Below are 21453 nucleotides of genomic sequence, written 5' to 3'. Positions count from 1 at the left end.
GCTGACATGACTGAACCAGACGATCTCCTGCCCGAAGGTCTCGAAGACCGCCTGCCGCGCGAAGCGGCAACGATTACCCGCGCCATGCGCGCCTGCCTCGATGTGCTCGGTTCGCATGGATACGACCGCGTGCGGCCGCCGATCGTGGAATTCGAAAAGTCGCTGGCCGGGCGGATGGACGGCGTGCAGCCGCGCCGCATGTTCCGCTTCGTCGATCCGGTCAGCCTGCGGACCCTTGCACTGCGCAGCGACATCACCCCGCAGATCGGGCGCATCGCGGCAACGATCATGGCCAACGCGCCGCGGCCGCTGCGGCTCGCTTATTCGGGCGAAACCGCGCTTATTAAGGCGGACCAGCTCGATCCGGCGCGCGAACGCATCCAGCTTGGCGCGGAACTGGTCGGCTCGGATTCGGTCGAGGCCGTCTGCGAAGTCGTTTCGATCGCGGTCGAGGCGCTGCATGCCGCCGGATTGAAGGGTGTTTCGGTCGATTTCACGCTGCCCGACCTGGTCGACACCCTGTCGGACAAGGCGCTGCCACTGGCCGGTGACGCCCGGGACGCCGTGCGCCGCGAACTCGACATGAAGGATGCAGGTGGGCTCAAGGCAGCAGGCGGAGAGGCTTACCTGCCCTTGCTTTATGCGGCCGGACCTTTCGACGAAGCGCTGGCAAAGTTGAAGGACATCGACGCAGGCGGCGCGCTCGCCAGCCGGATCGAGGGGCTGAAAGCGGTTGCCGCACGGATCGATGGCAAGGCGCGCATCACGCTCGACCCGACCGAGCGCCACGGCTTCGAATACCAGAGCTGGATCGGCTTCACCCTCTATGCAGAGGGTGTGCGCGGTGCAGTCGGTCGCGGCGGCACTTATCGAATTCGCGGCAGCGAAGAAGCGGCGACCGGATTTTCCATCTTCGTTGAATCGCTCGCTTCAGGCGATATCGATCAGCCTGCAGAAGATTGCCTCTACCTGCCGCTCGGCCATGACCGCGATGCAGCGTCGCGGCTGCGCGCAATCGGCTGGCGCACGCGGGCCCAGATCGGCGAAGGCGAGGATGCAAGGGCGCTGGGATGCACCCACCGCCTCGACGGCAAGGAACCGGTCGCGCTCTAGCGGAAGACCGATTTCAGCCAGGCGTCGACCACAGGCGTTGCCGCATAATCGGGGTCGCCCATCCGGCGGTTGATTTCGGCATGGCCCTGCAGCCCGCGACCCTCGAACCCGCGCACCGTCGCATCGGTACCCCCCTGCCTTAGCGCTTCACCCAACGCCTTGCTCTGGGCCGTTCCGTCCTTGCGCTGGACATGGAGGATCAGGAAGGCAGGCGCGTTCGGCGCCCGCGCATTGAAGGTAGGCGACAGCGCACGCTGGCGCGCAGGATCGGTGCCGAAAGCCTGCTCGTAAGTGTCGCCCATCAGCCGGGCGTTCTCACCCATTTGCGCAGGGACGTCATAGGCTGCGCCGTCGAGCGGGATGATCCCCCTCACATCGGACAGGGTAAGGCCCGCGCCGCGCAAATATTGCGGGTCCGTGCCGACCAGCGAGACGAGGTGCGCGCCCGCGCTGTGCCCCATCAGGACGACGCGGCTGCGATCAATCTTCAACCTGTCGGCCTCGGCGAGCAGTTTTGCGAGCGCGGCAGCGACATCGGCAGCCTGCTCTTCCACGGTGGCATCCGGGACGAGGCGATAGTTGATCGATGCGAAGTGATACCCCTGCTCGTTGTAATGGGCGGCCTTGAACTCGCCCGTCGCATTGTTCTTGTCGCCGCGTTTCCAACCGCCGCCATGGACGAACAGGACGAGCGGGGCGGGCCGATCCGTCGCGGCTGCATGGAAATCGAGCGTTTGCAGCGCATCGCTGCCATAGGTCATTTCCGCAGCCTTGCCTGAAAACGCCGCAGCGAGCTTGCCCGCGCGTCTGTCTCCGCGCCTTGCCTCAACCCGCTTGCGGATTTCGTCACGGCAACTGGCGGTGAGCTGGTCACGCTTTTCGGCGATGCAGCTGCGAAGCTGGCTCCTGTCCTTGCCGCACAGCAGGACGATTTCCTGGCGACATTCGCGCGGCAGCATGTCCTGCGCGGCAGCGATGGATGCGGCTGAAAAACCGACTGCGATCGTGGCAGCGGTCAAGGCGAGACGGGTCATGAAATCCTCCGGTGTTTTATGACATCGGAGGCTATGAATTTTCGCGGCGTTGGAAAGTCGCGAATTGTCGCGAAGTGTCACTGCGCGGCTTGCAGCCTATTCCGCAGGATCGGCAAGCACGGCGTCGACCGGCACCAGTTCGACGTCGCTCGTCATGCCGAGATAGCGCTCGTAATAGGGTTTGTGCGATGCCCCGACCAGGGTGAGGACGCGGCGGCCAGGGCCGATCACATGGCGCAGGTTCGCGACCATGCGCAGATTTCGCGTCTCCCAATAGGCGAGGTATTGGCGTCCGGTGCCGCTCGGGCTTCGTGCCCCGGCAGCGGCGCCGAAATCGCCCTGCATGGTCAGCCGGGAATGCTCAGGCGTGTTCATCATCCGGTACCATTCGATGACCGACAGGTCGCCCGCGTCGAGCCTCGCGTTCCAGTCCTTGTAGATGTCCCCGCGCTGCGTCGATGCGTCATTGTCCCAGATTTCCCGCAGTTCGGGGCCATAGACATTGTAGTCGAACGGACCGCTCGCATCGTCACCGGTGTGGTCGTCCACCGGATAGACACGCTCATGGCCGAGCCGCGCAGCAAGATGCGCTGCAATCAGCGAGGATTCATTGCGCCGCATGATCCGCTTGTCGAGCATATCGGCGAAGTCGGCGGTGAGGGCACCATCGGCGCGCCGCTCTGTCTCTGGCAGGCGCAACCATTGCACCAGCGCGGAATCGGGCTCGCCCGTCACGAGGAACAGCACGGCCAGCCGCCGCCGCTCGGCGGCGCTGCGGTTCTTGCCGGTTTCGGCAAGCAGTTCGGCGATTTCCTTATCCGCTTCGCTCGCGCTCAGGCCCGTTGTCGCCCGCGCAGCCGACGGATCGGGGCAGTAATTTTCCCAGGTCCCCGGATAGCGGTGCTCGTATTCCTTGAGATAATCGCACTGCGATCCGGAAAGGTTCTCGATCGCGATCGCTTCGGGCGCCCATTCCTTTAGCCGGTCGAGCAGCGCGTCGAACCGCTCGAGATCGAATTCCTTGGGCAGCGCGCTCAGATGCCATGTGCCGAGAACCAGGATCTGCGAACGATCGCCGCGTTCACGCGCCGCCGCATCCACGACATCGACCGGATCGCCATCTGCGGGAAGGGCGACGGGGGCGGACGCCACAAGGGCGGCAGCGAGTAGAAGCGACATGACATTCTCCGGCAGGGAAGTGGCGGAGTGTCATGCGCTTCTAATACAGTCAAGCGTCAAGGCATTGAAGTTTCACGAAGTCACGAGAATTTCGCCGGGTCGGGCCCCATGCGGCCATCGGCGCTGTCGAGCGCGTCGATCCGTTCCATCTGATCGTCGCTCAATTCGAAGCTGAGCGCCTTGAAATTGTCGCGGATGTGATCCGGGTTGGTCGAACGCGGCAGCGTGCTGAAACCGTGCTGGATGTGCCAGCGGATGACGACGGCGGGCGCGCTCTGGCCGGTTTCTTCGGCAATGGCAGAGATCGTATCGTTGCCAAAGGCATTGCCCTGGCCGAGCGGCGACCAACTTTGCGTAACGATCCCCATGTCCTCGTGAACCTTGCGCATGTCGCGCTGCTGGAAACTGGGATGAAGCTCGATCTGGTTAAGCGCTGGGACGACGCCGGTTGCATCGACGATGCGTTTCAGGTCGTCCTCGCGGAAATTCGATACGCCGATCGACTTCGCCTTGCCCTGGTCGCGCAGCTCGATCAGCGCCTTCCAGGTGTCGACGAACAGACCCTTGTCGGGGCAGGGCCAGTGGATCAGCAGCATGTCGACGTGGTCGCGGCCCAGCCTGCCGAGGCACTTGCCGGCTGCGGCCAGCGTTCGGTCATAGCCCTGGCTCTCGTTCCAGATCTTGGTCTGGAGGAAGATGTCGGACCAGTCGCCAATCCCTTCGCCGACGCCCGCCTCGTTGCGATAGATCGCTGCCGTGTCGATCAGCCAGTATCCGGCCTCGAGCGCGGTGCGTACGGCACCTGCGGCATCGTCCTGGGCGATTTCCCATGTGCCGAAACCGAGCTGGGGAATCTGGCGGTCGTCGTTGAGGGTGAGGGTAGGTTGGTAGGTCATAAATACTCCTTTGCCACATTAATGGGCGAGAGGAGCGATGTTTCCGGAATGGCCGGGTTTGTGTGGTTAGCTGTCATTCGTGCGCTCATCGCGCGGGGTCTGTGTCGCAGCCATGTTTCTTTGCCGCCGGTTTCGCCTGATGAAGCGCTCCGACCGCGTGGTGGAAAATGAGCCCACTCCAGCCATGCGCCGAAGATGTATCCATGTGATAATTGCGATGTAAAGTAAGATGCCCGCCGCAACGATGATGGCACCCGCCGCGTAAGAATAACGCTCCAACACAACTGCGGGGAGCATGCCAGCGACCAAGGGAACGGATGCGATAACTTGGTGCCGCAGCGTCGGCCTTCCTGCCCATCCTACTCGGATCCATCCTCGATCGATCATTCGACGGACGCGATGAAGCAACTTGATCACACTCCCACGTTAGCGCGTCACAGAATGTCCGCAATCGGGTTGATTGTCGTTAGCTGGGTGGAAAACAGACCTCAGTCGTGGCCGAGAACGATATCTGCAACAGCGCCGCTCTTACCTCGAAGTCGGCCATCCCATTCGATGGTCGTACGTCCGAATGGAGTAACAATTGCCATAATATGTCGAGGCGCACCGATTCCAATTTCTCCAGTCCGATTAACCTCACTGTTGTAAAGGTCGGCCCTTCTAATCAGCCTATCCAAGCTCTCGGCTTGTACCTTTGTAAGAGAGCTGGTTTCGTTACTCACCAATTTCCGCTCGATGTCGAGAAGTCCTCCTGGGCCAACTTCGACTACTTGACTTCTTTGCCATTCGCCCGCCGTGTCCTTCCAGACAATCGTACTGGTTTCGGTGTAGTCATGGTGGACTGCGACGCTGTCCACGTAAATGGCGGTGCCGACTATGTACTTTGGAAGGCTGTACCGGTCCCGAAGTTCGAAACCACTCACAAGTTCTGCGTCCGCCGGTGGAGAAAAGTCGCTGTTCATTGGCGAGATCGTCGATGTCGCACAGCCCACCAAAACTAAGACTAGAGTGGAGGCAGCAAAGGTTTTCATAGCGGTTATCATGGCCATTCAACTCGACGTCCGCAATTGGGTCGTTATCCGCCGGTCCGCTCTTGGCACATCGTTAGCTCGGCGAAAGCGTCGTCAGATGGGTGGAAAGCGGACGCCCGACAGCGTCGCTATCAATATCGATTCTGCGATCGTTTTCACATCACCTACTTGTTTGGATAAGTATCCCCCCCATATAGCTAGTAGCTACCAGTCGCGATCGACGGTCCCGAGGGCCAGTTGCCCTCCCTTCTTTCCATTTCGCCTTCTAGCCCCGCGCACAAGCGGTCGCTGATGAACGCCTGCGCGAAATGAAAGGATACATTCCCCATGACAAAGTATGGCAACATCAGGAGCTATGACAGCGGCAAGGGCAGTGGCACGATCGCACCCGAACAGGGCGGCGCAGTGCTCGATTTCGGCAAGTCCGACCTGCAGCAGGAAGCTTCCACCCCCAAGTCCGGCCAGCGTTTCAGCTATGAAACTAAGCAGGCCGATGGCGGCAAGGAATGCGCCACCAACCTGCGCCAGCAGGAGCAGTCTGTCCGCCAGGACGGAAAGCAGCGCGACCAGGCCAGCCAGCAGCAGGGCTGACGCATGATGACCGGGCGCATCTGCGGGATGCGCCCGGTTCATTCCGCCCGTCCCCATCATCCTCCGCATCAGGAACATGTCATGTCAATGGACCTCAACGAATTGCTGCACGAGCACCAGGCCGCGGTGATGAGGGCCGCCGCCTCCGGTGACGGGGCGGAGCGGGACAATCACTTCGCCAAGGTCGCCGAATATGCCGAGCGCATTCGCGCGCTTAGAAAGGTAAAATCGATGATCGATAAGCCATCTAAACCAGCAGACCGGTCGACCATCATCTATGGCACTTATGCGGGTGATGCCTCCCAAGGCTCGGCCACCGAACCGATTGCATCGTGGGAAGACGAGGGCGGGGCAGTGCGCCACCCGCATACCCCCCTTCCAGAGGGTATCGAAATGAAGCTCGTTCGCGAGTATCAAGTCGGGCCTTACGTTTATCAGGATCTCTCACTCGCGATGGCGGAGCACAAACGGCAGCAATCCGCCGATCGTATGCACAGCTCGTAAGAGATCTCAGAGCAACAACTTCAAGCCCGCACATCCCGATCGGGATGATGCTCGACCCTGCTCTAACGGAAAGCCGAAGATTAGAGGAAATGAACATGGAACCGGAAGATACCGATCTGGAGCGGCGGGTGTTGGCACACGCTCGTATCCTCCAGACACTGATTAGATTCCTGGCTGAGGAGAGGCCCGAAATTGTCTCCCGTCTGAAGAGCGCCTTTGGAGCAGGTCATAACATTGGCGAGTATGAACAGAATTTCAGCTCAACGGAACAGTACGGGGACATTTTCATTAGGGCGGTTGAGAAGGAAGTGAGCCAACAGAAAGGCCTCGCTCCGACAATCCGATAAGAGCTCACTTGTCGGGCTACGCCTCCAATAAATGTCCGCAATTGGGTCGTTAGCGGACCTTCGGAGCATGGCCGATCCGAGGCACCAATGGCGATAATCTCTTTCAACAGAACTTTCCTACATTCGCACGTCCGTGGCATGCGGCTCGGATGCCTCGAAACCGGCCTCAACCTGCTGAAATCGTGACCGAAATAGCTGTCCGCAACGACCCGCGATTTTGCCCCCTGGACTGTGTTCCATGTGTTCCATCCTGTAGGAAAACTTGTGGTGCTCTTGCTTGACTCAGGCCCCCCTGCCGCACTAACCCGCGCGGCGCATTCGGGGCGCATTTCGCCCCTTCATCCAAATCCCACGGTCGAGTCCTGTCGAAGGACCATGAGGATCCCCCGGGCAGGGGGTAAGGTGTAAGCATGGCCAACGTAACCGTAATCGGCGCCCAGTGGGGCGATGAGGGCAAGGGCAAGATCGTCGACTGGCTCGCCAGCCGCGCCGATGCCGTCGTCCGTTTCCAGGGCGGTCACAACGCCGGGCACACGCTCGTCGTCGGCGACACCACCTACAAGCTGTCGCTGTTGCCCAGCGGGATCGTCACCGGCACGCTGTCGATCATCGGGAACGGCGTGGTGCTCGATCCGTGGCACCTGAAGTCCGAGATCGAGAAGCTCGAAAGCCAGGGCGTCAGCATCACTGACGACAACTTCGCGATTGCCGACAACTGCCCGCTGATCCTGCCGATCCACCGCGATCTCGACGGGCTGCGCGAAGCGGCTGCGGGCTCGGGCAAGATCGGCACCACCGGTCGCGGAATCGGTCCGGCTTATGAGGACAAGGTCGGTCGCCGCGCGATCCGCGTGTGCGATCTTGAACATCTCGACGCGCTCGAACCGCAGCTCGACCGCCTGTGCGCGCATCACGATGCGCTGCGAGCCGGTTTCGACCAGCCGCCGGTCGATCGCGAGCGGCTGCTTGCCGACCTCAAGGAAATCGCACCCTTCGTGCTCAGGTTCGCTCAGCCGGTGTGGAAACGCCTGAAGAAGGTGCGCAAGGCCGGCGCCCGCATCCTGTTCGAAGGGGCGCAGGGCGTGCTGCTCGATATCGATCACGGCACCTACCCCTTTGTCACCAGTTCCAACACCGTCAGCGGGACGGCGGCGGCGGGTTCGGGTCTCGGCCCCAATTCGACCGGTTTCGTGCTGGGTATCGTCAAAGCCTATACCACCCGCGTCGGTAGCGGCCCGTTCCCGACCGAACTGCAGGACGAGGTCGGCCAGCGACTGGGCGAACGCGGCCATGAATTCGGCACCGTCACCGGCCGCCAGCGCCGGTGCGGCTGGTTCGATGCCGTGCTGGTGCGCCAGAGCTGCGCCATCAGCGGCGTGACCGGCATCGCATTGACCAAGGTCGACGTGCTCGACGGTCTGGACAAGGTGAAGATCTGCACCGGCTATCGCCTGCGCGGCAAGATCCTCGACTACTTCCCCTCGCACGCAGCCGACCAGGCCGAAGTCGAACCGATCTACGAGGAAATGGACGGCTGGAGCGAGAGCACTGCTGGAGCGCGCAGCTGGGCCGACCTTCCGGCCAATGCGATCAAGTACATCCAGCGCGTGCAGGAACTGATCGAAACACCGGTGGCGCTGGTATCGACCAGCCCGGAACGCGACGACACCATCCTGGTGCGCGATCCCTTCATCGACTGATTTGGCAGGACGACCGGTCCCGCGGCGGGACCGTGGGGTCTTACGGAATTGCGATGTTGGACCTGCCGCGATAGCTTGGCAGGCATGAAGCGGAACGGCGGCCTTTTGTGTGCACTTGTAGGGGCGTTGGCGGTGACGTCCTGCGCCGCCCCGCAAGTGGCAGAGCGCGGCACGCCAGAAGCGGCTCCCACGCTCGAGCAGAGTTATGGCGTCCCGAGGGAAGCGCGGCGGATGGTGCCGCGCGTCGCGGATTTCGTCCTCGTCGACAAGAGCGACCGGATCCTCGTGCTCTATCATCGGGGCGAGGCCTTTCGCGCCTATCGCGGGCTGCAGTTCGGCGATGCACCGATGGGACACAAGCGTTTCGAGGGGGACGAACGCACGCCAGAGGGCCGCTACACGATCGATACGCGCAACCCGCAGAGCTCCTATCACCTTAGCCTGCGCGTTTCCTATCCCAATGCGAGCGACCGCGAATATGCGCGCGCCTACGGGCGTTCTCCCGGCGGTGACATTTTCCTGCACGGCCAGCCCAACGGGCTCGCCTCGAACCTCAGGATGCGGGGCGACTGGACCGACGGCTGCATCGCGCTGTCGAACGCGGAAATCGAGGAAATATGGGAACTTGTGCCCGACGGGACGCCGATCGAGATACGGCAGTGAAGTGCCTGAATTCTTGACTTGATCCCAATTTGTTCCATTATTGTTCCGTACCTCTACGGAGTGATTCGATGGTCCAGGCCAATTTCACATATGACGCGCCCTCCGATCCGGCAGGCCTGCCTGTCAGTGTTTCGGTTTTTGCGGACAGGCCGTATCTGCGCGACCAGATTGCAGAGGACCTTCGCGGGGCAGGTTTCAGGATCGGCACCTGCGGCGATATTGGCGCCCTGATTGCGGGGCAGCTTGCGGTTCTGGGCGACGTGGTTTTGCTCGATTGTCCGCAGGTCGATGCGGAAGGGATGGCGGCGCTCTGCCGGCTCGACAAGCGGGTTGCGCGTTCGGGGTCGCAACTGATCGTCTCCACCTCGCTCGATGCGCTGGACGATGTTTTCGGATGTTTCGACCAAAGCGCGCCGCAGATCCTCGTCAATTGCACGCGCGGAGAGCGCGTCGTTGCGATCGGACGTATCCTTGCGCACACCGCTCCGGGCCGTGTCCGCGAAATGTCGGAAGACGATCGGGTCGCACTGCTGCACCTGTCGCAGCAGGTCGAGGCGATTGCGCGGCAGATCGACAGCCTCTCTGATCGTGGTGCCGGACTGCGCAGCCTTGCCGATCGGCGTGACGAGTTTCGCGGCGAGGACGCAGAAACGCAGCCTCCGGTCGGCATGCGCACTGCGCGGCCGCCGCTTCCGGACGCACGCGTGCTGCGGCGCCTGATCCGCCAGCGTCAGGCCCGCGCGCAATTCTTCGATGCGGAACTGTTCGCCGATCCGGCGTGGGACATGCTGCTCGACCTGACGGCAGCCTATTGCGAGCACCAGCGCGTCTCGGTCACCTCGCTTTGCATTGCATCGGGCGTCCCGCCGACAACGGCGCTGCGCTGGATCAAGCAGATGATCGATTCCGGCCTGTTCGACCGGGTCGAAGATGCGCAGGACCGGCGCCGCGCTTTCATCTCGCTCAGCGACCGCGCAGTCGACGGGATGGCGCGCTATTTCGCGGAAATCGGCGAGCCGGTAGCGATCGCGGCCTAGGCGGTCGGACGGTAGCGCAGGATAACGGTCAGGCCTGTGGTCGCCGCCGTTCGTGCCTTTTCACTATAGGGCAGCCTCGCGGCGTCTGCCCGCGCTCGCGCCAAGATCGTATCGGGGACCTCGCTATCGATCAGGACCGTGTCGGCTTCGCCCAGCCACCGCGCCTGTTTGATCGTCAAATCTTCAGGATCGCCGGAGGAAACGTCGAATGAAACCTCAAGCCTGTCCTGCGGCAAGCTGCTCCGCTCCAGCCATTGGTCGACCGAATCCGCGGAGCCTTCCCTGAAGGGATCGAGGGCGCCGCCCTCGCGCAAGGCCTCGTCGAGTGCACGCCGCCTGCCCGATGCTTCGGGAAATTTCTCTCGCAATGTATCTCGCGCGCTGAACAGGGCTTCGGCCAGGCGCCCCAGACCTTGCGGTAATATCCGTTCCAGCCTCAAGCGCAGGTGCTTTGCCAACCCCGCCGATGCTCCTCCCGTGCCGACGGCGATCAGCACCGGGTCACGGTCGAGAATGCTCGGCGTCGTGAAATCGCACAGCGATGGCATGTCGACCACGTTCACCAGCATTCCTGCACAGCGCAAATTGATCGCCGCGTTTTCGCAGGCGCGCGCATCTTCGTAGGCGACAAAGGCGATCCGCACACCTTCGTCGATGGCGCGCTGCATGTCGGTTTCGACTTCGCCGCCTGCACGCTCGACCAGGCGCTTCTTCGGTTCGGCCGCGTCGCCGTCTCCCAGCACAAGGACCTTCTGGCCCTGTATGCGATGGAACAGCGGCAGCGACGAGATCATCGTTGCTGCTCGTCAGAGCCAGTCAGGGACGCGCTCTGCATCCATGATCGCGCCAGCGTCGATGCGGTCAGCTACCACTGCGTAGCGGTCGCCATCGACCAGCACTTCGGCCACGAAACCGCGCGAGTTGTAAGAGCTTGCCATGGTCGCGCCATACGCGCCTGCGGTGCGGAACACGGCAAGATCGCCCGATTGCAGCGCATCGCATTCACGATCGCGAGCGAAGGTATCGCCCGTCTCGCAGATCGGACCGACGATGTTGGCGGTCATCCGCTCTCCGGTCGGCTCTACAGCGTCGAAATCGTGCCACGCTCCATAGAGAGCGGGCCTGGCAAGATCGTTCATCGCGGCATCGACGATCACGAATGGCGGTCCATTGCCGCCCCGCTTCACGCGAACCACCCGGGTCAGCAGGACGCCTGCATTACCGGCAATGACACGGCCCGGTTCGAACGTCAGGTGCACGCCCCAGTCGCGGGTGACGCGGGCGACCATCTCCCCGTATTCTGCCGGCGAGGGCATGGTTTCGCCAGCCTTGTAGGGCACGCCCAGTCCACCACCGAGATCGACGTGGGTAACCGTGTGACCGGCCGCGCGCAGGTCCTCGACGAGTTCGCCGATCTTACCGAAAGCGGTTTCGAGCGGTTCGAGATCGGACAACTGGCTGCCGATGTGGACTGCCACTCCGCGCAGGTCGAGCCCTTCGAGTGCGGCCAGTTCTGCGTAGGCTTCGCGTGCATGGACCAGCGGGATGCCGAACTTGTTTTCGGCCTTGCCGGTCGAAATCTTGGCGTGCGTCTTTGCATCGACATCGGGGTTGATACGCAGGCAGGCAGGGGCACGTTCACCGCGTTCTGCCGCAAGCTCTGCCAGCTCGCGGCCTTCTTCGCGCGATTCGATGTTGAATTGCCCGATCCGCTCGTCGAGGCCGAGCTGCAGTTCCGCCCGCGTCTTGCCGACGCCGGAAAATACGATCATCTCGGGTGCCATGCCGGCTGCAAGCGCACGCCGCAATTCGCCACCCGAAACGACATCGGCACCGAAACCGGCGCGCTGCAGCACGTTGAGGACGGCCAGGTTCGGGTTAGATTTGACGGCAAAGGCAATCAGCTTCTTCGGCACATCGGCCAGCCCTTCGGTGAACACACGGGCATGGCGCTCCAGCGTCGCACGCGAATAGACGTAAACCGGGGTGCCGACTTCTTCCGCAATCAGCGGCAGCGGCACATCTTCGGCAAACAGGACGCCGTCACGATAGGCAAAATGGTCCATTTTTCGTCCAGCCTATTCTGGGGGAAGATCGAACGGATCGTCTTCGCGTTCCTCGGAACGGCGACGAAGCTCGACGCTGCGTTCTGGTGCCGCAAGCGCGGGCAATTCCAACAGCTCTTCGGAATCTGGCGGAGCCTCTGCACCATGTGGAGCGGGGGGCAGCGTCTGGCCGGCCTGCGGTTCGAGATCGGCCTTCTGTCCGCATGCAGCGATCAGGATTGCCAGCGAAAGAGCAGCAAGTTTCTTCATGAGTTCATCCCAAGTGCCCGGCGCGCGTCGGCTATCCGCTGACGCACCTGGTCTGGTGCGGTGCCGCCGAATGACTTTCTCGCAGCAACGGATGCATCAAGCGTGAGCACTTCGCGCACGCGGTCATCGATCCGCAGGTCGATAGCCTGCAAATCGCCGAGCGACAGGTCTTCCAATGTACAACCCTTGCTGTCTGCCAGCTTTACCGCGGCACCCGTGATGTGGTGCGCCTCGCGGAACGGGATATCGGCCGCGCGGACCAGCCAGTCGGCAAGATCGGTGGCGGTTGCATGGCCGAGGCCGGCAGCGGCGCGCATCCTGTCTGTATTGAACGTCGCGCCCGCGATCATTCCCTGCATTGCGGCGAGACACAGGTCGAACAGGCCCGCGGCTTCGAAAACCGGTGGCTTGTCGTCCTGCATATCCTTCGAATAGGCGAGGGGCAGGCCTTTCATCGTGATCATGAGAGCCGTCGTTGCACCGACGATCCGCCCGGCGTGGCCGCGCACGAGTTCGGCGGCATCGGGGTTCTTTTTCTGCGGCATAATCGAACTGCCGGTCGAAAGGCTGTCGGGCAGTCGGATGAAACCGAACGGCTGGCTTGCCCAGAGGATCAATTCCTCTGCAAGGCGCGACAGATGGAGCGCGCACTGGCTCGCCGCCATCAGGTAATCGAGCGCAAAGTCGCGGTCCGACACGGTGTCGAGGCTGTTGGCGGTCGGCCGGTCGAAGCCGAGCGCCAATGCGGTCGCGTCGCGATCAATGGGGAAGCCGGTCCCGGCGAGCGCCGCGGCACCCAGCGGGCTCTCGTTCCCGCGATCTCGTGCATCGGCAAAGCGCGAGGCATCGCGGCGCAGCATCTCGTAATAGGCCATCAGGTGATGGCCCAGCGTCACCGGCTGCGCGGTCTGCAAATGGGTAAAGCCGGGCATCACGCTGTCGGCGTGTTCTTCGGCCCGTTCGACGAGCGCCCGCTGAAGGGCATCGATCCCGGCAATGGCGCGGTCGTTCGCATCGCGCACCCACAGCCGGAAGTCGGTCGCCACCTGGTCATTACGGCTGCGCGCAGTGTGGAGCCGACCGGCGACCGGGCCGACCAGTTCGGTCAGCCGCGCCTCGACCGTCATATGAATATCTTCCAGATCCCAGTCTTCCGGAACCCCGTCTCGCTCGTATTCGTCCGCAATCCTGGCCAGTCCGCCGTCGATGGTCGCTGCATCCTCGGGCGATACGATGCCTTGCGCGCCGAGCATGGCGACATGCGCGCGCGACGCTGCGATGTCCTGCCGCCACAGCGCCTTGTCGAACGGGATAGAGGCGTTGATTTCACGCATGATCGCGCTAGGGCCTTCGGCAAACCTGCCGCCCCACATCTGATTGGAGCCCGACGTGTCCTTACGGCTATCGCTCACAATGCCCTTCCTTGGTCTCGCATCAGCGCTGTTACTGGCTGGCTGCGATAGAGAGCCTGAACAGCCTGCGCAACAACAGGGCGAATTGGCGAGCGCAAAGCAGGGCTTGGACGGGGCGATAGATCGCAGCTTCGCGGGCGAATTGATGCCTGCAGTCGAACTCGTCGACCCCGCTGGCAAGACGCTGAACCTGGCCGCGCTGCAGGGCCGACCGGTGCTGGTCAACCTCTGGGCCACATGGTGTGCGCCCTGTGTGGTCGAAATGCCGATGCTCGATAACCTTGCCGATGAATTCGGCGACCGGCTGCGGGTTGTGACGGTGAGCCAGGACCTGCGCGGCGCGGAATTGGTCGAACCATTCTTCGCCGAAAAGAAATTCCGTAATCTCGAACCGTGGCTGGACACCGAAAACGAGCTTGGCTTCAAATTCCAGGGCAATTTGCCGACGACGGTGCTTTACGATGCGAGCGGCACCGAAATCTTCCGCGTGGCGGGGGGCTACGAATGGGATAGCGAGGAAGCGCGCGCTGCGATCGAAGAGGCGATCGGCAACTGAGAAGCGGCGGTGGTGGGCGATGACAGGCTCGAACTGCCGACCCTCTCGGTGTAAACGAGATGCTCTACCAACTGAGCTAATCGCCCCACGGCCCCGCTTCGGGAAGAGCGCTATCTAGCGTGCAAATCTTCAAAATCAATTGCTGAAAGCGCAATTCGTCGAAACTTGGACAATTGCTCCCTTGGCACTCGTCACTCCCGGCTAGTCACGCTAGTGAAAGAGCCATGTCGAGAGGCCTTCCGAAACTGAAATGCGCGGCAATCGCCGTGTTGCTGGTGTGGGCGATCTTTTCGGTTTCGAATGTCGGCTCTCCGCCGATCGACACGAGCCTAACGCCAGACACCGTCGAACTCACCGATATCGACCTCTATGTCGACGTTGCCGAAGGGGTCGCGTCGGGAAGCGATTATTACGAAACGGCAGCGCAGTTGCACCGCGAGCGGAACTATCCGCTCCAACCGTTCTACACCGTCCGCCTTCCGACCTTGGCTCTTTTTCAGTCGGTCGTTCCAGCGCGCGTTGGCGCGCTCGCACTGGCGTTTCTCGCCATACTTGTCTGGATCGTCAGACTGCCCGGGAGCGTGGTTGAACGCGCGGTTGCTGCCGTTGCGATGACGAGTTCGGCATTCCTTGCCGTCTCCACCGAGATGGCACATTCGCACGACTTGTGGTCGGGACTGCTTCTGACATTGGCACTGGGGCTGTATACGAAAGAGCGATGGCTCCCCACGGTCCTGCTTGCCGCGTTGGCGGTTTCGATACGCGAACATGCGCTATTGTTCGGAGCGATTTTCGGGGCCTTTGCCCTGTACCAGCGTCGCTGGAATGAAATGTCGGCGTGGCTGGTCGTTGCTGCATTGTTCGCAGCCCTGATGGCGTATCATTCCCAGATGGTTTCAGCCCAACTCCAGCCAGGTGACCTGACGTCCGGGGGTTGGCTCGGCCTGCAAGGCTGGGCAGGATTTGTCGATGTGATGTCGGATTACAGCCTGTTCGGACAGCTACCGATCATGCTCTTTGCTGCGATGCTGGCACTTTCATTCGTGGGCTGGTCGATACTTTCACCGGCGCGGGGGATGGCCGTGATGCTTGGATATTTCGGCGTGATCGCGATCTTTGCGCGACCGGACAATTCCTATTGGTCGCTGAACATGTTGCCTGCCCTGCTTGCCGGTTTGGCCTATGCTCCGAAAGCCATATCGGCACATTGTACTGGTAGATCAGCGTTCAAGTCCGGAGAGAGTTTCGCGGCATGACCGACACGATCAGGGTTCTGACGACCGGAGGAACGATTGCGGGCAGCGGCGGCTCCGCTTTTGGCAGCGGCTATCGCCCGGGACAGATCGGGGCGAGCGCCATGCTGGCCGAGGCGAGGGCGCTCGGTATCGATGCGCAGTTCGATACGCGCGAAATCGCATCGATCGGATCGCAGGACATCGGCTGGCCGGAGTGGCAGGCGCTTCACGCAGCGATCCTGGAGGCGCAATCCGATCCCGATATCTGCGCCGTGATCGTCACCCACGGCACCGACACTGCGGAAGAAACAGCGCTCCTGCTCGATCTCACGCTCGACTGCGGGATGCCCGTGATCCTCGTAGGCGCGATGCGGCCCGCCGATGCCGTGGGAAGCGACGGCATGCGCAATTTCGCCAATGCCGTGCAGGTTGCGCGCGACCCGGCTGCCCGCGATCGCGGCGTGCTGGTCGTGATGGGCGATACGGTCTTCGCTGCGCGAGATGTGCGCAAGGCGGCCACCAGCAACATCGATGCTTTCAAGGGATTTCCGAGAGGGCCGCTTGCCCGCGTTACGCCGAGCACTCTCGACTGGTTCGGCCCTGCGGCACGGATCGGAGAAAGGGCCCGGTTCGCCTGGCCGGAGGCGCTGCCGCGCGTCGCGATCCTGATCGCAGGTGCCGGGATGGATGAAAAGCCGGTGGAGGCGCTGCTCGGTATCGGATGCAAGGGCATCGTGCTCGCCGGGATGGGGCAGGGGAATGCACCCGAATGCGTGCTGGCTGCGCTTCAGCAGGCTGTTGCCGCAGGCGTCCCCGTCGTTCGATCGAGCCGGGTGGACGAGGGAATGGTTGATCGCAATGTCGAGGTGGAAGACGATGCTCGCGGCTTCGTCGCGGCGCGCGCGCTCAACCCGCAAAAGGCTCGCGTACTGCTGATGCTGCTGCTGGCGGGCGGGACCACCGACCCCGCCGCCATACAGTCTGCGTTCGACGCGCGCTAACGCGTCGCAGCCGGATCAGGCCCAGGGCGTGACGAGGTATTTCTCGCCCGTCTTCATCTGGCGATAGTCCATGACGGCGTCATTGGTCAGCATCTCTTCGAGATTGACCTTGCGCTTGTAGCTGCTGGCAAACGTCGTGGTAATGTTCGAAAGCACGCGCTGGCGCATGCGGCCAACCGTTTCCATCCCGGCGCTGGCGAGGAACGGGGTGAGCAGCCAGCCCGACAGGGTCCAGCCAAAGCCGTAGCTGGGCGTAAGGATCGTCGGGCCGAGGTCGAGCCGGCCATAGATGTACATGCGCTTCTGCTGGTTCGAACCATAGCGCGAATATTCGGACATCTTGCCCACCGCGACCTGTTCCATCGCCTTGAACACGGTGTCGACCGCCTGGCCGCCGCCGATCGGATCGAACCCGTAGAAGGCATTGGTCGCATCGATCGCCTCGCGCAGTTGCTTCATGAAATCGGGATCGGAGGAATTGACGACGTGCTTCGCGCCAAGTCCCTTGAGCATGTCGACATGCTCTGCCTTGCGGACGATGTTGACGAGTTCCATGTCGTCTTCCTGGCAGATCTTGATCAGCATCTGGCCGAGGTTCGACGCAGCGGCCGTGTGAATGATCGCCTTCTGGCCGTCCATCTTGGCATTTTCGACGAAACCCAGTGCGGTCATCGGGTTGACGAAGGCGCTTGCCCCGTCCTCTGCCGAAACGTCGCCCAGCGGCAGGCACATGGCGGCATCGGCAATGCAATACTGGCTGTAAGCGCTGCCCGGAACGCAGGCGACGCGCTGGCCCATCAGGGCTTTCGCCATGTCGCTGTCACCGGTCGCGACCACGGTGCCTGCACCTTCGTTACCGGCGGGCAGTTTCTGGCCGTGGCGCGCGCGCGCGCCGCTGTTGAACGGTTCGGGCATGTTGGCGACGAACTTGCCGGTGCTGTAATCCGCATTCTCGAGGTCGGCGGCGCTGGTGAGGATTGCGAGGTCCGAGGGATTGATCGGCGCGGCTTCCATCTTGACCAGGACCTGGTTGCCGGTTGGATCGGGGAAGCTCACTTCCTCGATCGCGACTGTCAGGGTGCCATCGCTTTCGAGCGTGGTGAAAAGCTGTTTGCCGGTAGTGGCCATGATCATTCTCCCAATTGCGAATCCGTTGCAGGTTGAAACGGTTGCTAGGCGCGGGAGAAGGGCTTGGCTAGGGTGACGTTAGGTCAAGCCTCGTCGGGATAGATCGCTTCGACGAAATAGAGCCCGTGCGGCGGTGCATTGAGGCCCAGCGCCTGCCGGTCGCGCGCGGCGAGCGCTTCTGCCACCTGTTCCTCTTCCCAGCGTCCCATGCCAACCAGCGCGAGGCATCCGACCATGCTGCGTACCTGGTGGTGGAGGAAGCTGCGCGCCTCGGCATAAATACGGATTTCGTCGCCATAAAAGCCGTCGACGCGCTCGACGTCGAGCCGGTCGAGCGTCTTAAGCGGGCTCGCCGCCTGGCACTGTACCGACCGGAAGGTGGTGAAATCGTGCTGGCCGACGAGCGCCTGTGCGGCGCGGTGCATGGCATTGTGGTCGAGTTCCTGCGGCACCTGCCAGGCGCGATTCTTCGCCAGTGTCAACGGCGCGCGGCGACTGGCGATGCGATAGACGTATCGCCGTTCGATGCAGGAGAAGCGCGCGTGCCAGTCACCTGCAACTTCCTCGCACGCCAGCACCGCCACCGGGTTCGGCCGAAGGTGATAGTTGAGCGCTTCCATCAGGCGGAAGGGCGCAATGTCCTTCTCGATATCCATGTGACTGCGCATGGCGAGGGCATGCACGCCGGTGTCGGTCCGGCCGGCACTGTGGAGCGTCACATCCTCGCCCGTTACCGCCTTGGCCGCATCCTCCAGCGCCTGCTGCACGCTCGGCCCATGCGGCTGGCGCTGCAGGCCCATGAAGGGCGTGCCATCGAATTCGATGGTCAGCGCATATCGTTTCGTGCCCGGGGCGGTCATGGACGCTTGCTAGCCAAGATTTCCGTAAAAGCCACCCGGCTTGGCACGCATCATTCGATGCGGATGCCTTCGGGCAGTGCTTCGGAGGTGCACTGGTACTGGCTCACCTCGACCGTGCCGTCGCGTTTCGTCACGGCACGTTCCATCGTCATTGCTTCCAGATCAACCAGGAACTGGTTGCGCACGCCGTTCTGGTTGACGGAGTAGGACGCGATGTCGTCGCCGATCCAGCCCTGTGCGCAATCGGGCTGGCCCGGATCGCAAAGGTTCCGGGCATAATTCTGGAACTGCGAATAGCTTTTCGCGGCACCCTGGGTGAGCACGAAATAGTTGGTGATCTTCGCGCCGATCTCGGTGGTGTGCGAACAGGTGAGAAGCTGTTCTTCGATAGGGTTTGCGCGAACAGGCTCGATTGCTTCGATCGTTACCGCTTGCGCGCCGCCAGCCGATTGCGCGGCTGCGCCATCGGATGCCTGCGAACAGGCTGCGGCAAATGCAAGGAGGCCGATCCCGATCCCGGCCGGGGCGTATTTCGATTTCATATCAGATCCTTGTTCTTATGCAGCTGGCCCGCTTATGCCTTCCGGTTCGGCAGGACGACACCCTTGTTTACGGGTTTTCCGCGCAAGAAATCTGCCCGATCCATCGCAGGCTTTCCCGCGCGTTGAAGGCGTACAGGGCGGATCGATCCCGTGCCGCAGGCAATGGCAAAGTCTTCGTCCAGCACCGTGCCGGCGTCGCCCGATCCTTCCGTCACTTCGGCGCGCAGCAACTTGACGCGTTCGGGGCCATTGACGCCGTCCATCTCGAACCATGCGCCGGGGAACGGTGCGAGACCGCGGGCGAGGCGCTCGATCTCTTCGGCAGGCTTGCTCCAGTCGATCCGCGCCTCCGCCTTGTCGATCTTGGGCGCATAGGTCGCGTCCTCGTCGTCCTGCGCGACCGGCACGTGGATAGCGAGATCGCGAAGGGTTCCGACCATCAGCTGCGCGCCGAGCTCTGCAAGTTCTTCGGTCAGTTCGCCGGTTGTCTTGTCCTCTATCGGGGTGCGGACCATCGCCAGCATCGGCCCTGTGTCCAGTCCCGCTTCCATCTGCATGATCGTGACGCCGGTCACTGCATCTCCGGCCAGGATCGCACGGTGGATCGGCGCGGCCCCGCGCCAGCGTGGCAGGATGGAGGCGTGAATATTGATGCAGCCGTGTTCGGGCGCATCGAGGATCGGCTGGGGCAGGATCAGGCCATAGGCGGCAACGACCGCGACGTCGGCGCCAAGCGCGGCGAATTTCTCCTGCTCTTCTAGGGACTTGAGCGAGACCGGATGGCGTACCTCGATCCCCAACCGCTCTGCGGTCTTGTGGACGGGCGAGGGCTGCAGCTTCTTTCCGCGACCGGCCGGACGTGGCGGCTGGGTATAGACGCAGACGATTTCATGCGCCGCATCGTGCAGCGCTTCCAGCGCCGGTACCGCGAATTCGGGCGTTCCCATGAAGATTATGCGCATGATGTAACTTGTGGCCTTTCTTGGTCGCGCTCTGGCCCCTATCTGTCACCCCATGGCATCGCAAGAGATCGAAGCATTGGCGAGCGCCCTGGCGCGGCTACCCGGGCTGGGTCCGCGTTCGGCACGGCGCGCTGTCCTGTGGCTGGTGAAGAACCGCGAGCAGGCACTGCCCGCGCTCCTGACTGCGCTGGGTGCGGTGCAGGACACGCTGGTCGAATGCGACACCTGTGGCAATGTCGATACGCGCAACCCTTGCGGCATATGTTCCGACCCGCGCCGCGACCAGAAGTCGCTCTGCGTGGTGGAAGACGTGGCCGACCTGTGGGCGCTCGACCGATCGCGCCTGTTCCAGGGCCGCTATCACGTGCTGGGCGGGAAACTGTCGGCGCTGGACGGCGTGCGGCCCGACGACCTCAATATTGCGAGCCTGCTGGGCAGGGTCGAGGAGGGCGGCATCGACGAGGTCGTGCTCGCCATGAATGCAACGCTCGAAGGGCAGACAACCGCTCATTACCTTGCCGAAAGGCTGGAGAAGTTTCCGCTCCGCATTACCCAGCTTGCGCACGGCCTGCCGGTCGGCGGCGAGCTCGACTACCTCGACGAGGGTACTTTGGCGCAGGCCTTGCGTGCGCGCAGACCTGTGGGTTGATCGATCAGACTTATCGGGAGCAATCGCTTGCGATGAGCGCGCCGCGACACTAAATCGCCCCCATGGCTATACGTGAAATCCTCGAAGTGCCGGATCCCCGGCTCAAGGTCGTGTCCGAACCCGTCAGGGACGACGAGTTCAACGACGAGCTGAAGACGCTCGTCGAAGACATGTTCGAAACTATGTATGACGCGCCCGGCATCGGCCTCGCGGCGATCCAGGTTGGCGTGCCCAAGCGCGTGCTGGTGATCGACCTCCAGCCCGAGGATCCCGACGGCGAGCCGGTCGAGTGCGAGCACGACGGGCACAAGCACACCCATCCGGCGACCAAGCTGGACCCGCGCGTGTTCATCAATCCGGAAATCGTCGATCCCGCCGAAGACCTTGCGACCTATCAGGAAGGCTGCCTTTCGGTGCCCGACATCTATGCCGATGTCGATCGTCCGGCGACCTGCACGGTCCGCTACCAGGACCTCGAGGGGAAGCACCACGAAGAACAAATGGAAGGCCTGATGGCCACCTGCATCCAGCACGAGATGGACCATCTCGAAGGGATCCTGTTCATCGACCACCTCAGCCGCCTGAAGCGCAACATGGCGCTGAAGAAGCTGAAGAAGCTTCGCCAGGCAGCGTAATCCGCTCACAAAAAACCCCGCCACTGGCGGGGTTTTTCTTTGCGGCGCGTGATGCCTGAAGTG

Annotated in this window: 23 protein-coding genes and 1 tRNA gene; 11 read left to right on the top strand and 13 right to left on the bottom strand. The window is 62.5% G+C overall.

From position 1 onward, the window contains the following. The first annotated feature begins 6 nt into the window (after nucleotides 1-6). Entirely contained in the window at nucleotides 7-1113 is a 1107-nt protein-coding gene (locus tag AMC99_RS08835; RefSeq protein WP_061925612.1) for an ATP phosphoribosyltransferase regulatory subunit, read from the top strand. Here AMC99_RS08835 and AMC99_RS08830 read toward each other — a convergent pair. The 4 genes from AMC99_RS08830 to AMC99_RS08815 all read right to left on the bottom strand — a co-directional run bounded on the left by AMC99_RS08830 (nucleotide 1110) and on the right by AMC99_RS08815 (nucleotide 5253). Beyond that, a complete protein-coding gene (locus AMC99_RS08830; RefSeq protein ID WP_061925610.1) occupies nucleotides 1110-2147 on the bottom strand; it encodes an alpha/beta hydrolase in 1038 nt (345 codons plus the stop codon). The genes AMC99_RS08835 and AMC99_RS08830 overlap by 4 nt on opposite strands. Before the next feature lie 96 nt (nucleotides 2148-2243). Continuing rightward, nucleotides 2244-3326, bottom strand: coding sequence for a DUF5694 domain-containing protein (locus AMC99_RS08825; RefSeq protein ID WP_061925607.1), 1083 nt, complete (start codon nucleotides 3324-3326; stop codon nucleotides 2244-2246). 80 nt (nucleotides 3327-3406) lie between these two features. Next, nucleotides 3407-4222: an aldo/keto reductase gene (locus AMC99_RS08820; protein ID WP_061925604.1), complete on the bottom strand. Its 816-nt coding sequence runs from the start codon at nucleotides 4220-4222 to the stop codon at nucleotides 3407-3409. Between the two features lie 488 nt (nucleotides 4223-4710). Next, the gene (locus tag AMC99_RS08815) at nucleotides 4711-5253 is read right to left on the bottom strand and encodes a hypothetical protein (RefSeq protein ID WP_157058288.1); all 543 of its coding nucleotides are present in this window, start codon (nucleotides 5251-5253) and stop codon (nucleotides 4711-4713) included. A gap of 327 nt (nucleotides 5254-5580) precedes the next feature. Between AMC99_RS08815 and AMC99_RS08810 the strand changes: the two genes are divergently transcribed. From AMC99_RS08810 to AMC99_RS08785, 5 genes are all read left to right on the top strand, one after another. Next, a complete protein-coding gene (locus AMC99_RS08810; RefSeq protein ID WP_061925598.1) occupies nucleotides 5581-5844 on the top strand; it encodes a hypothetical protein in 264 nt (87 codons plus the stop codon). A gap of 81 nt (nucleotides 5845-5925) precedes the next feature. Beyond that, the gene (locus tag AMC99_RS08805) at nucleotides 5926-6348 is read left to right on the top strand and encodes a hypothetical protein (RefSeq protein WP_157058287.1); all 423 of its coding nucleotides are present in this window, start codon (nucleotides 5926-5928) and stop codon (nucleotides 6346-6348) included. Between the two features lie 757 nt (nucleotides 6349-7105). Next, nucleotides 7106-8395: an adenylosuccinate synthase gene (locus AMC99_RS08795; protein WP_061925587.1), complete on the top strand. Its 1290-nt coding sequence runs from the start codon at nucleotides 7106-7108 to the stop codon at nucleotides 8393-8395. Nucleotides 8396-8479: 84 nt separating this feature from the next. Continuing rightward, nucleotides 8480-9058 (top strand): L,D-transpeptidase family protein, encoded by a 579-nt coding sequence (locus AMC99_RS08790; protein WP_061925584.1) that lies wholly within the window; start codon nucleotides 8480-8482, stop codon nucleotides 9056-9058. Between the two features lie 68 nt (nucleotides 9059-9126). Beyond that, nucleotides 9127-10095, top strand: coding sequence for a helix-turn-helix domain-containing protein (locus tag AMC99_RS08785; protein WP_061925581.1), 969 nt, complete (start codon nucleotides 9127-9129; stop codon nucleotides 10093-10095). On the opposite strand, the gene AMC99_RS08780 is transcribed toward AMC99_RS08785, so the two are convergent. The 4 genes from AMC99_RS08780 to argH are packed head-to-tail and all read right to left on the bottom strand — an operon-like array spanning nucleotide 10092 to nucleotide 13783. Continuing rightward, nucleotides 10092-10889 (bottom strand): precorrin-2 dehydrogenase/sirohydrochlorin ferrochelatase family protein, encoded by a 798-nt coding sequence (locus AMC99_RS08780; RefSeq protein ID WP_061925578.1) that lies wholly within the window; start codon nucleotides 10887-10889, stop codon nucleotides 10092-10094. The genes AMC99_RS08785 and AMC99_RS08780 overlap by 4 nt on opposite strands. Before the next feature lie 12 nt (nucleotides 10890-10901). Next, the gene (gene lysA / locus AMC99_RS08775; RefSeq protein ID WP_061925576.1) at nucleotides 10902-12161 is read right to left on the bottom strand and encodes a diaminopimelate decarboxylase; all 1260 of its coding nucleotides are present in this window, start codon (nucleotides 12159-12161) and stop codon (nucleotides 10902-10904) included. A 12-nt stretch (nucleotides 12162-12173) separates the two neighbouring features. Then, nucleotides 12174-12410: a lipoprotein gene (locus AMC99_RS08770; RefSeq protein ID WP_061925573.1), complete on the bottom strand. Its 237-nt coding sequence runs from the start codon at nucleotides 12408-12410 to the stop codon at nucleotides 12174-12176. Beyond that, entirely contained in the window at nucleotides 12407-13783 is a 1377-nt protein-coding gene (gene argH, locus AMC99_RS08765) for an argininosuccinate lyase (protein WP_061925570.1), read from the bottom strand. Before argH ends, AMC99_RS08770 begins: the two co-directional genes overlap by 4 nt. Nucleotides 13784-13928: 145 nt before the next feature. Between argH and AMC99_RS08760 the strand changes: the two genes are divergently transcribed. Beyond that, nucleotides 13929-14378 carry a TlpA family protein disulfide reductase gene (locus AMC99_RS08760; RefSeq protein ID WP_338021430.1) on the top strand — a complete coding sequence of 150 codons (450 nt, stop codon included), beginning with the start codon at nucleotides 13929-13931 and terminating at the stop codon, nucleotides 14376-14378. Nucleotides 14379-14388: 10 nt separating this feature from the next. Here the strand turns inward: AMC99_RS08760 and AMC99_RS08755 are convergent. Beyond that, nucleotides 14389-14464 (bottom strand) — tRNA-Val (locus tag AMC99_RS08755). 138 nt (nucleotides 14465-14602) lie between these two features. Between AMC99_RS08755 and AMC99_RS08750 the strand changes: the two genes are divergently transcribed. Further along, nucleotides 14603-15634, top strand: a complete 1032-nt coding sequence (locus tag AMC99_RS08750; RefSeq protein ID WP_061925565.1) for a hypothetical protein — start codon at nucleotides 14603-14605, stop codon at nucleotides 15632-15634. Then, entirely contained in the window at nucleotides 15631-16614 is a 984-nt protein-coding gene (locus AMC99_RS08745) for an asparaginase (protein WP_061925563.1), read from the top strand. Before AMC99_RS08750 ends, AMC99_RS08745 begins: the two co-directional genes overlap by 4 nt. A gap of 15 nt (nucleotides 16615-16629) precedes the next feature. Here AMC99_RS08745 and AMC99_RS08740 read toward each other — a convergent pair whose 3' ends face one another. The 4 genes from AMC99_RS08740 to fmt form a co-directional block, all read right to left on the bottom strand. Beyond that, nucleotides 16630-17742 carry a zinc-binding dehydrogenase gene (locus tag AMC99_RS08740; RefSeq protein ID WP_061927867.1) on the bottom strand — a complete coding sequence of 371 codons (1113 nt, stop codon included), beginning with the start codon at nucleotides 17740-17742 and terminating at the stop codon, nucleotides 16630-16632. A gap of 83 nt (nucleotides 17743-17825) precedes the next feature. Then, entirely contained in the window at nucleotides 17826-18602 is a 777-nt protein-coding gene (gene truA / locus AMC99_RS08735; protein ID WP_061925560.1) for a tRNA pseudouridine(38-40) synthase TruA, read from the bottom strand. Between the two features lie 50 nt (nucleotides 18603-18652). Continuing rightward, entirely contained in the window at nucleotides 18653-19144 is a 492-nt protein-coding gene (locus tag AMC99_RS08730) for a hypothetical protein (protein ID WP_061925557.1), read from the bottom strand. Between the two features lie 32 nt (nucleotides 19145-19176). Continuing rightward, on the bottom strand, nucleotides 19177-20106 hold the full coding sequence (gene fmt, locus AMC99_RS08725; RefSeq protein WP_061925554.1) for a methionyl-tRNA formyltransferase: 930 nt from the start codon (nucleotides 20104-20106) through the stop codon (nucleotides 19177-19179). A 52-nt stretch (nucleotides 20107-20158) separates the two neighbouring features. Between fmt and recR the strand changes: the two genes are divergently transcribed. Both recR and def read left to right on the top strand, forming a co-directional pair. Continuing rightward, nucleotides 20159-20755: a recombination mediator RecR gene (recR, locus tag AMC99_RS08720; protein ID WP_061925552.1), complete on the top strand. Its 597-nt coding sequence runs from the start codon at nucleotides 20159-20161 to the stop codon at nucleotides 20753-20755. Nucleotides 20756-20817: 62 nt separating this feature from the next. Then, nucleotides 20818-21390: a peptide deformylase gene (gene def, locus AMC99_RS08715; protein WP_061925549.1), complete on the top strand. Its 573-nt coding sequence runs from the start codon at nucleotides 20818-20820 to the stop codon at nucleotides 21388-21390. Nucleotides 21391-21453 lie beyond the last annotated feature (63 nt).

Origin of the sequence: Altererythrobacter epoxidivorans, from assembly GCF_001281485.1 — a bacterium.
Classification (GTDB): Bacteria; Pseudomonadota; Alphaproteobacteria; order Sphingomonadales; family Sphingomonadaceae; genus Erythrobacter; species Erythrobacter epoxidivorans.
This window is presented reverse-complemented; position numbering and strand designations above follow the sequence as displayed.

Excerpts from the sequence above, each read along its gene's own strand:
- AMC99_RS08835 (WP_061925612.1), top strand. The coding sequence starts at position 7 with ATGACTGAACCAGACGATCTCCTGCCCGAAGGTCTCGAAGACCGCCTG.
- AMC99_RS08830 (WP_061925610.1), bottom strand. The coding sequence starts at position 2,147 with ATGACCCGTCTCGCCTTGACCGCTGCCACGATCGCAGTCGGTTTTTCA.
- AMC99_RS08825 (WP_061925607.1), bottom strand. The coding sequence starts at position 3,326 with ATGTCGCTTCTACTCGCTGCCGCCCTTGTGGCGTCCGCCCCCGTCGCC.
- AMC99_RS08820 (WP_061925604.1), bottom strand. The coding sequence starts at position 4,222 with ATGACCTACCAACCTACCCTCACCCTCAACGACGACCGCCAGATTCCC.
- AMC99_RS08815 (WP_157058288.1), bottom strand. The coding sequence starts at position 5,253 with ATGAAAACCTTTGCTGCCTCCACTCTAGTCTTAGTTTTGGTGGGCTGT.
- AMC99_RS08810 (WP_061925598.1), top strand. The coding sequence starts at position 5,581 with ATGACAAAGTATGGCAACATCAGGAGCTATGACAGCGGCAAGGGCAGT.
- AMC99_RS08805 (WP_157058287.1), top strand. The coding sequence starts at position 5,926 with ATGTCAATGGACCTCAACGAATTGCTGCACGAGCACCAGGCCGCGGTG.
- AMC99_RS08795 (WP_061925587.1), top strand. The coding sequence starts at position 7,106 with ATGGCCAACGTAACCGTAATCGGCGCCCAGTGGGGCGATGAGGGCAAG.
- AMC99_RS08790 (WP_061925584.1), top strand. The coding sequence starts at position 8,480 with ATGAAGCGGAACGGCGGCCTTTTGTGTGCACTTGTAGGGGCGTTGGCG.
- AMC99_RS08785 (WP_061925581.1), top strand. The coding sequence starts at position 9,127 with ATGGTCCAGGCCAATTTCACATATGACGCGCCCTCCGATCCGGCAGGC.
- AMC99_RS08780 (WP_061925578.1), bottom strand. The coding sequence starts at position 10,889 with ATGATCTCGTCGCTGCCGCTGTTCCATCGCATACAGGGCCAGAAGGTC.
- lysA (WP_061925576.1), bottom strand. The coding sequence starts at position 12,161 with ATGGACCATTTTGCCTATCGTGACGGCGTCCTGTTTGCCGAAGATGTG.
- AMC99_RS08770 (WP_061925573.1), bottom strand. The coding sequence starts at position 12,410 with ATGAAGAAACTTGCTGCTCTTTCGCTGGCAATCCTGATCGCTGCATGC.
- argH (WP_061925570.1), bottom strand. The coding sequence starts at position 13,783 with ATGTGGGGCGGCAGGTTTGCCGAAGGCCCTAGCGCGATCATGCGTGAA.
- AMC99_RS08750 (WP_061925565.1), top strand. The coding sequence starts at position 14,603 with ATGTCGAGAGGCCTTCCGAAACTGAAATGCGCGGCAATCGCCGTGTTG.
- AMC99_RS08745 (WP_061925563.1), top strand. The coding sequence starts at position 15,631 with ATGACCGACACGATCAGGGTTCTGACGACCGGAGGAACGATTGCGGGC.
- AMC99_RS08740 (WP_061927867.1), bottom strand. The coding sequence starts at position 17,742 with ATGGCCACTACCGGCAAACAGCTTTTCACCACGCTCGAAAGCGATGGC.
- truA (WP_061925560.1), bottom strand. The coding sequence starts at position 18,602 with ATGACCGCCCCGGGCACGAAACGATATGCGCTGACCATCGAATTCGAT.
- AMC99_RS08730 (WP_061925557.1), bottom strand. The coding sequence starts at position 19,144 with ATGAAATCGAAATACGCCCCGGCCGGGATCGGGATCGGCCTCCTTGCA.
- fmt (WP_061925554.1), bottom strand. The coding sequence starts at position 20,106 with ATGCGCATAATCTTCATGGGAACGCCCGAATTCGCGGTACCGGCGCTG.
- recR (WP_061925552.1), top strand. The coding sequence starts at position 20,159 with ATGGCATCGCAAGAGATCGAAGCATTGGCGAGCGCCCTGGCGCGGCTA.
- def (WP_061925549.1), top strand. The coding sequence starts at position 20,818 with ATGGCTATACGTGAAATCCTCGAAGTGCCGGATCCCCGGCTCAAGGTC.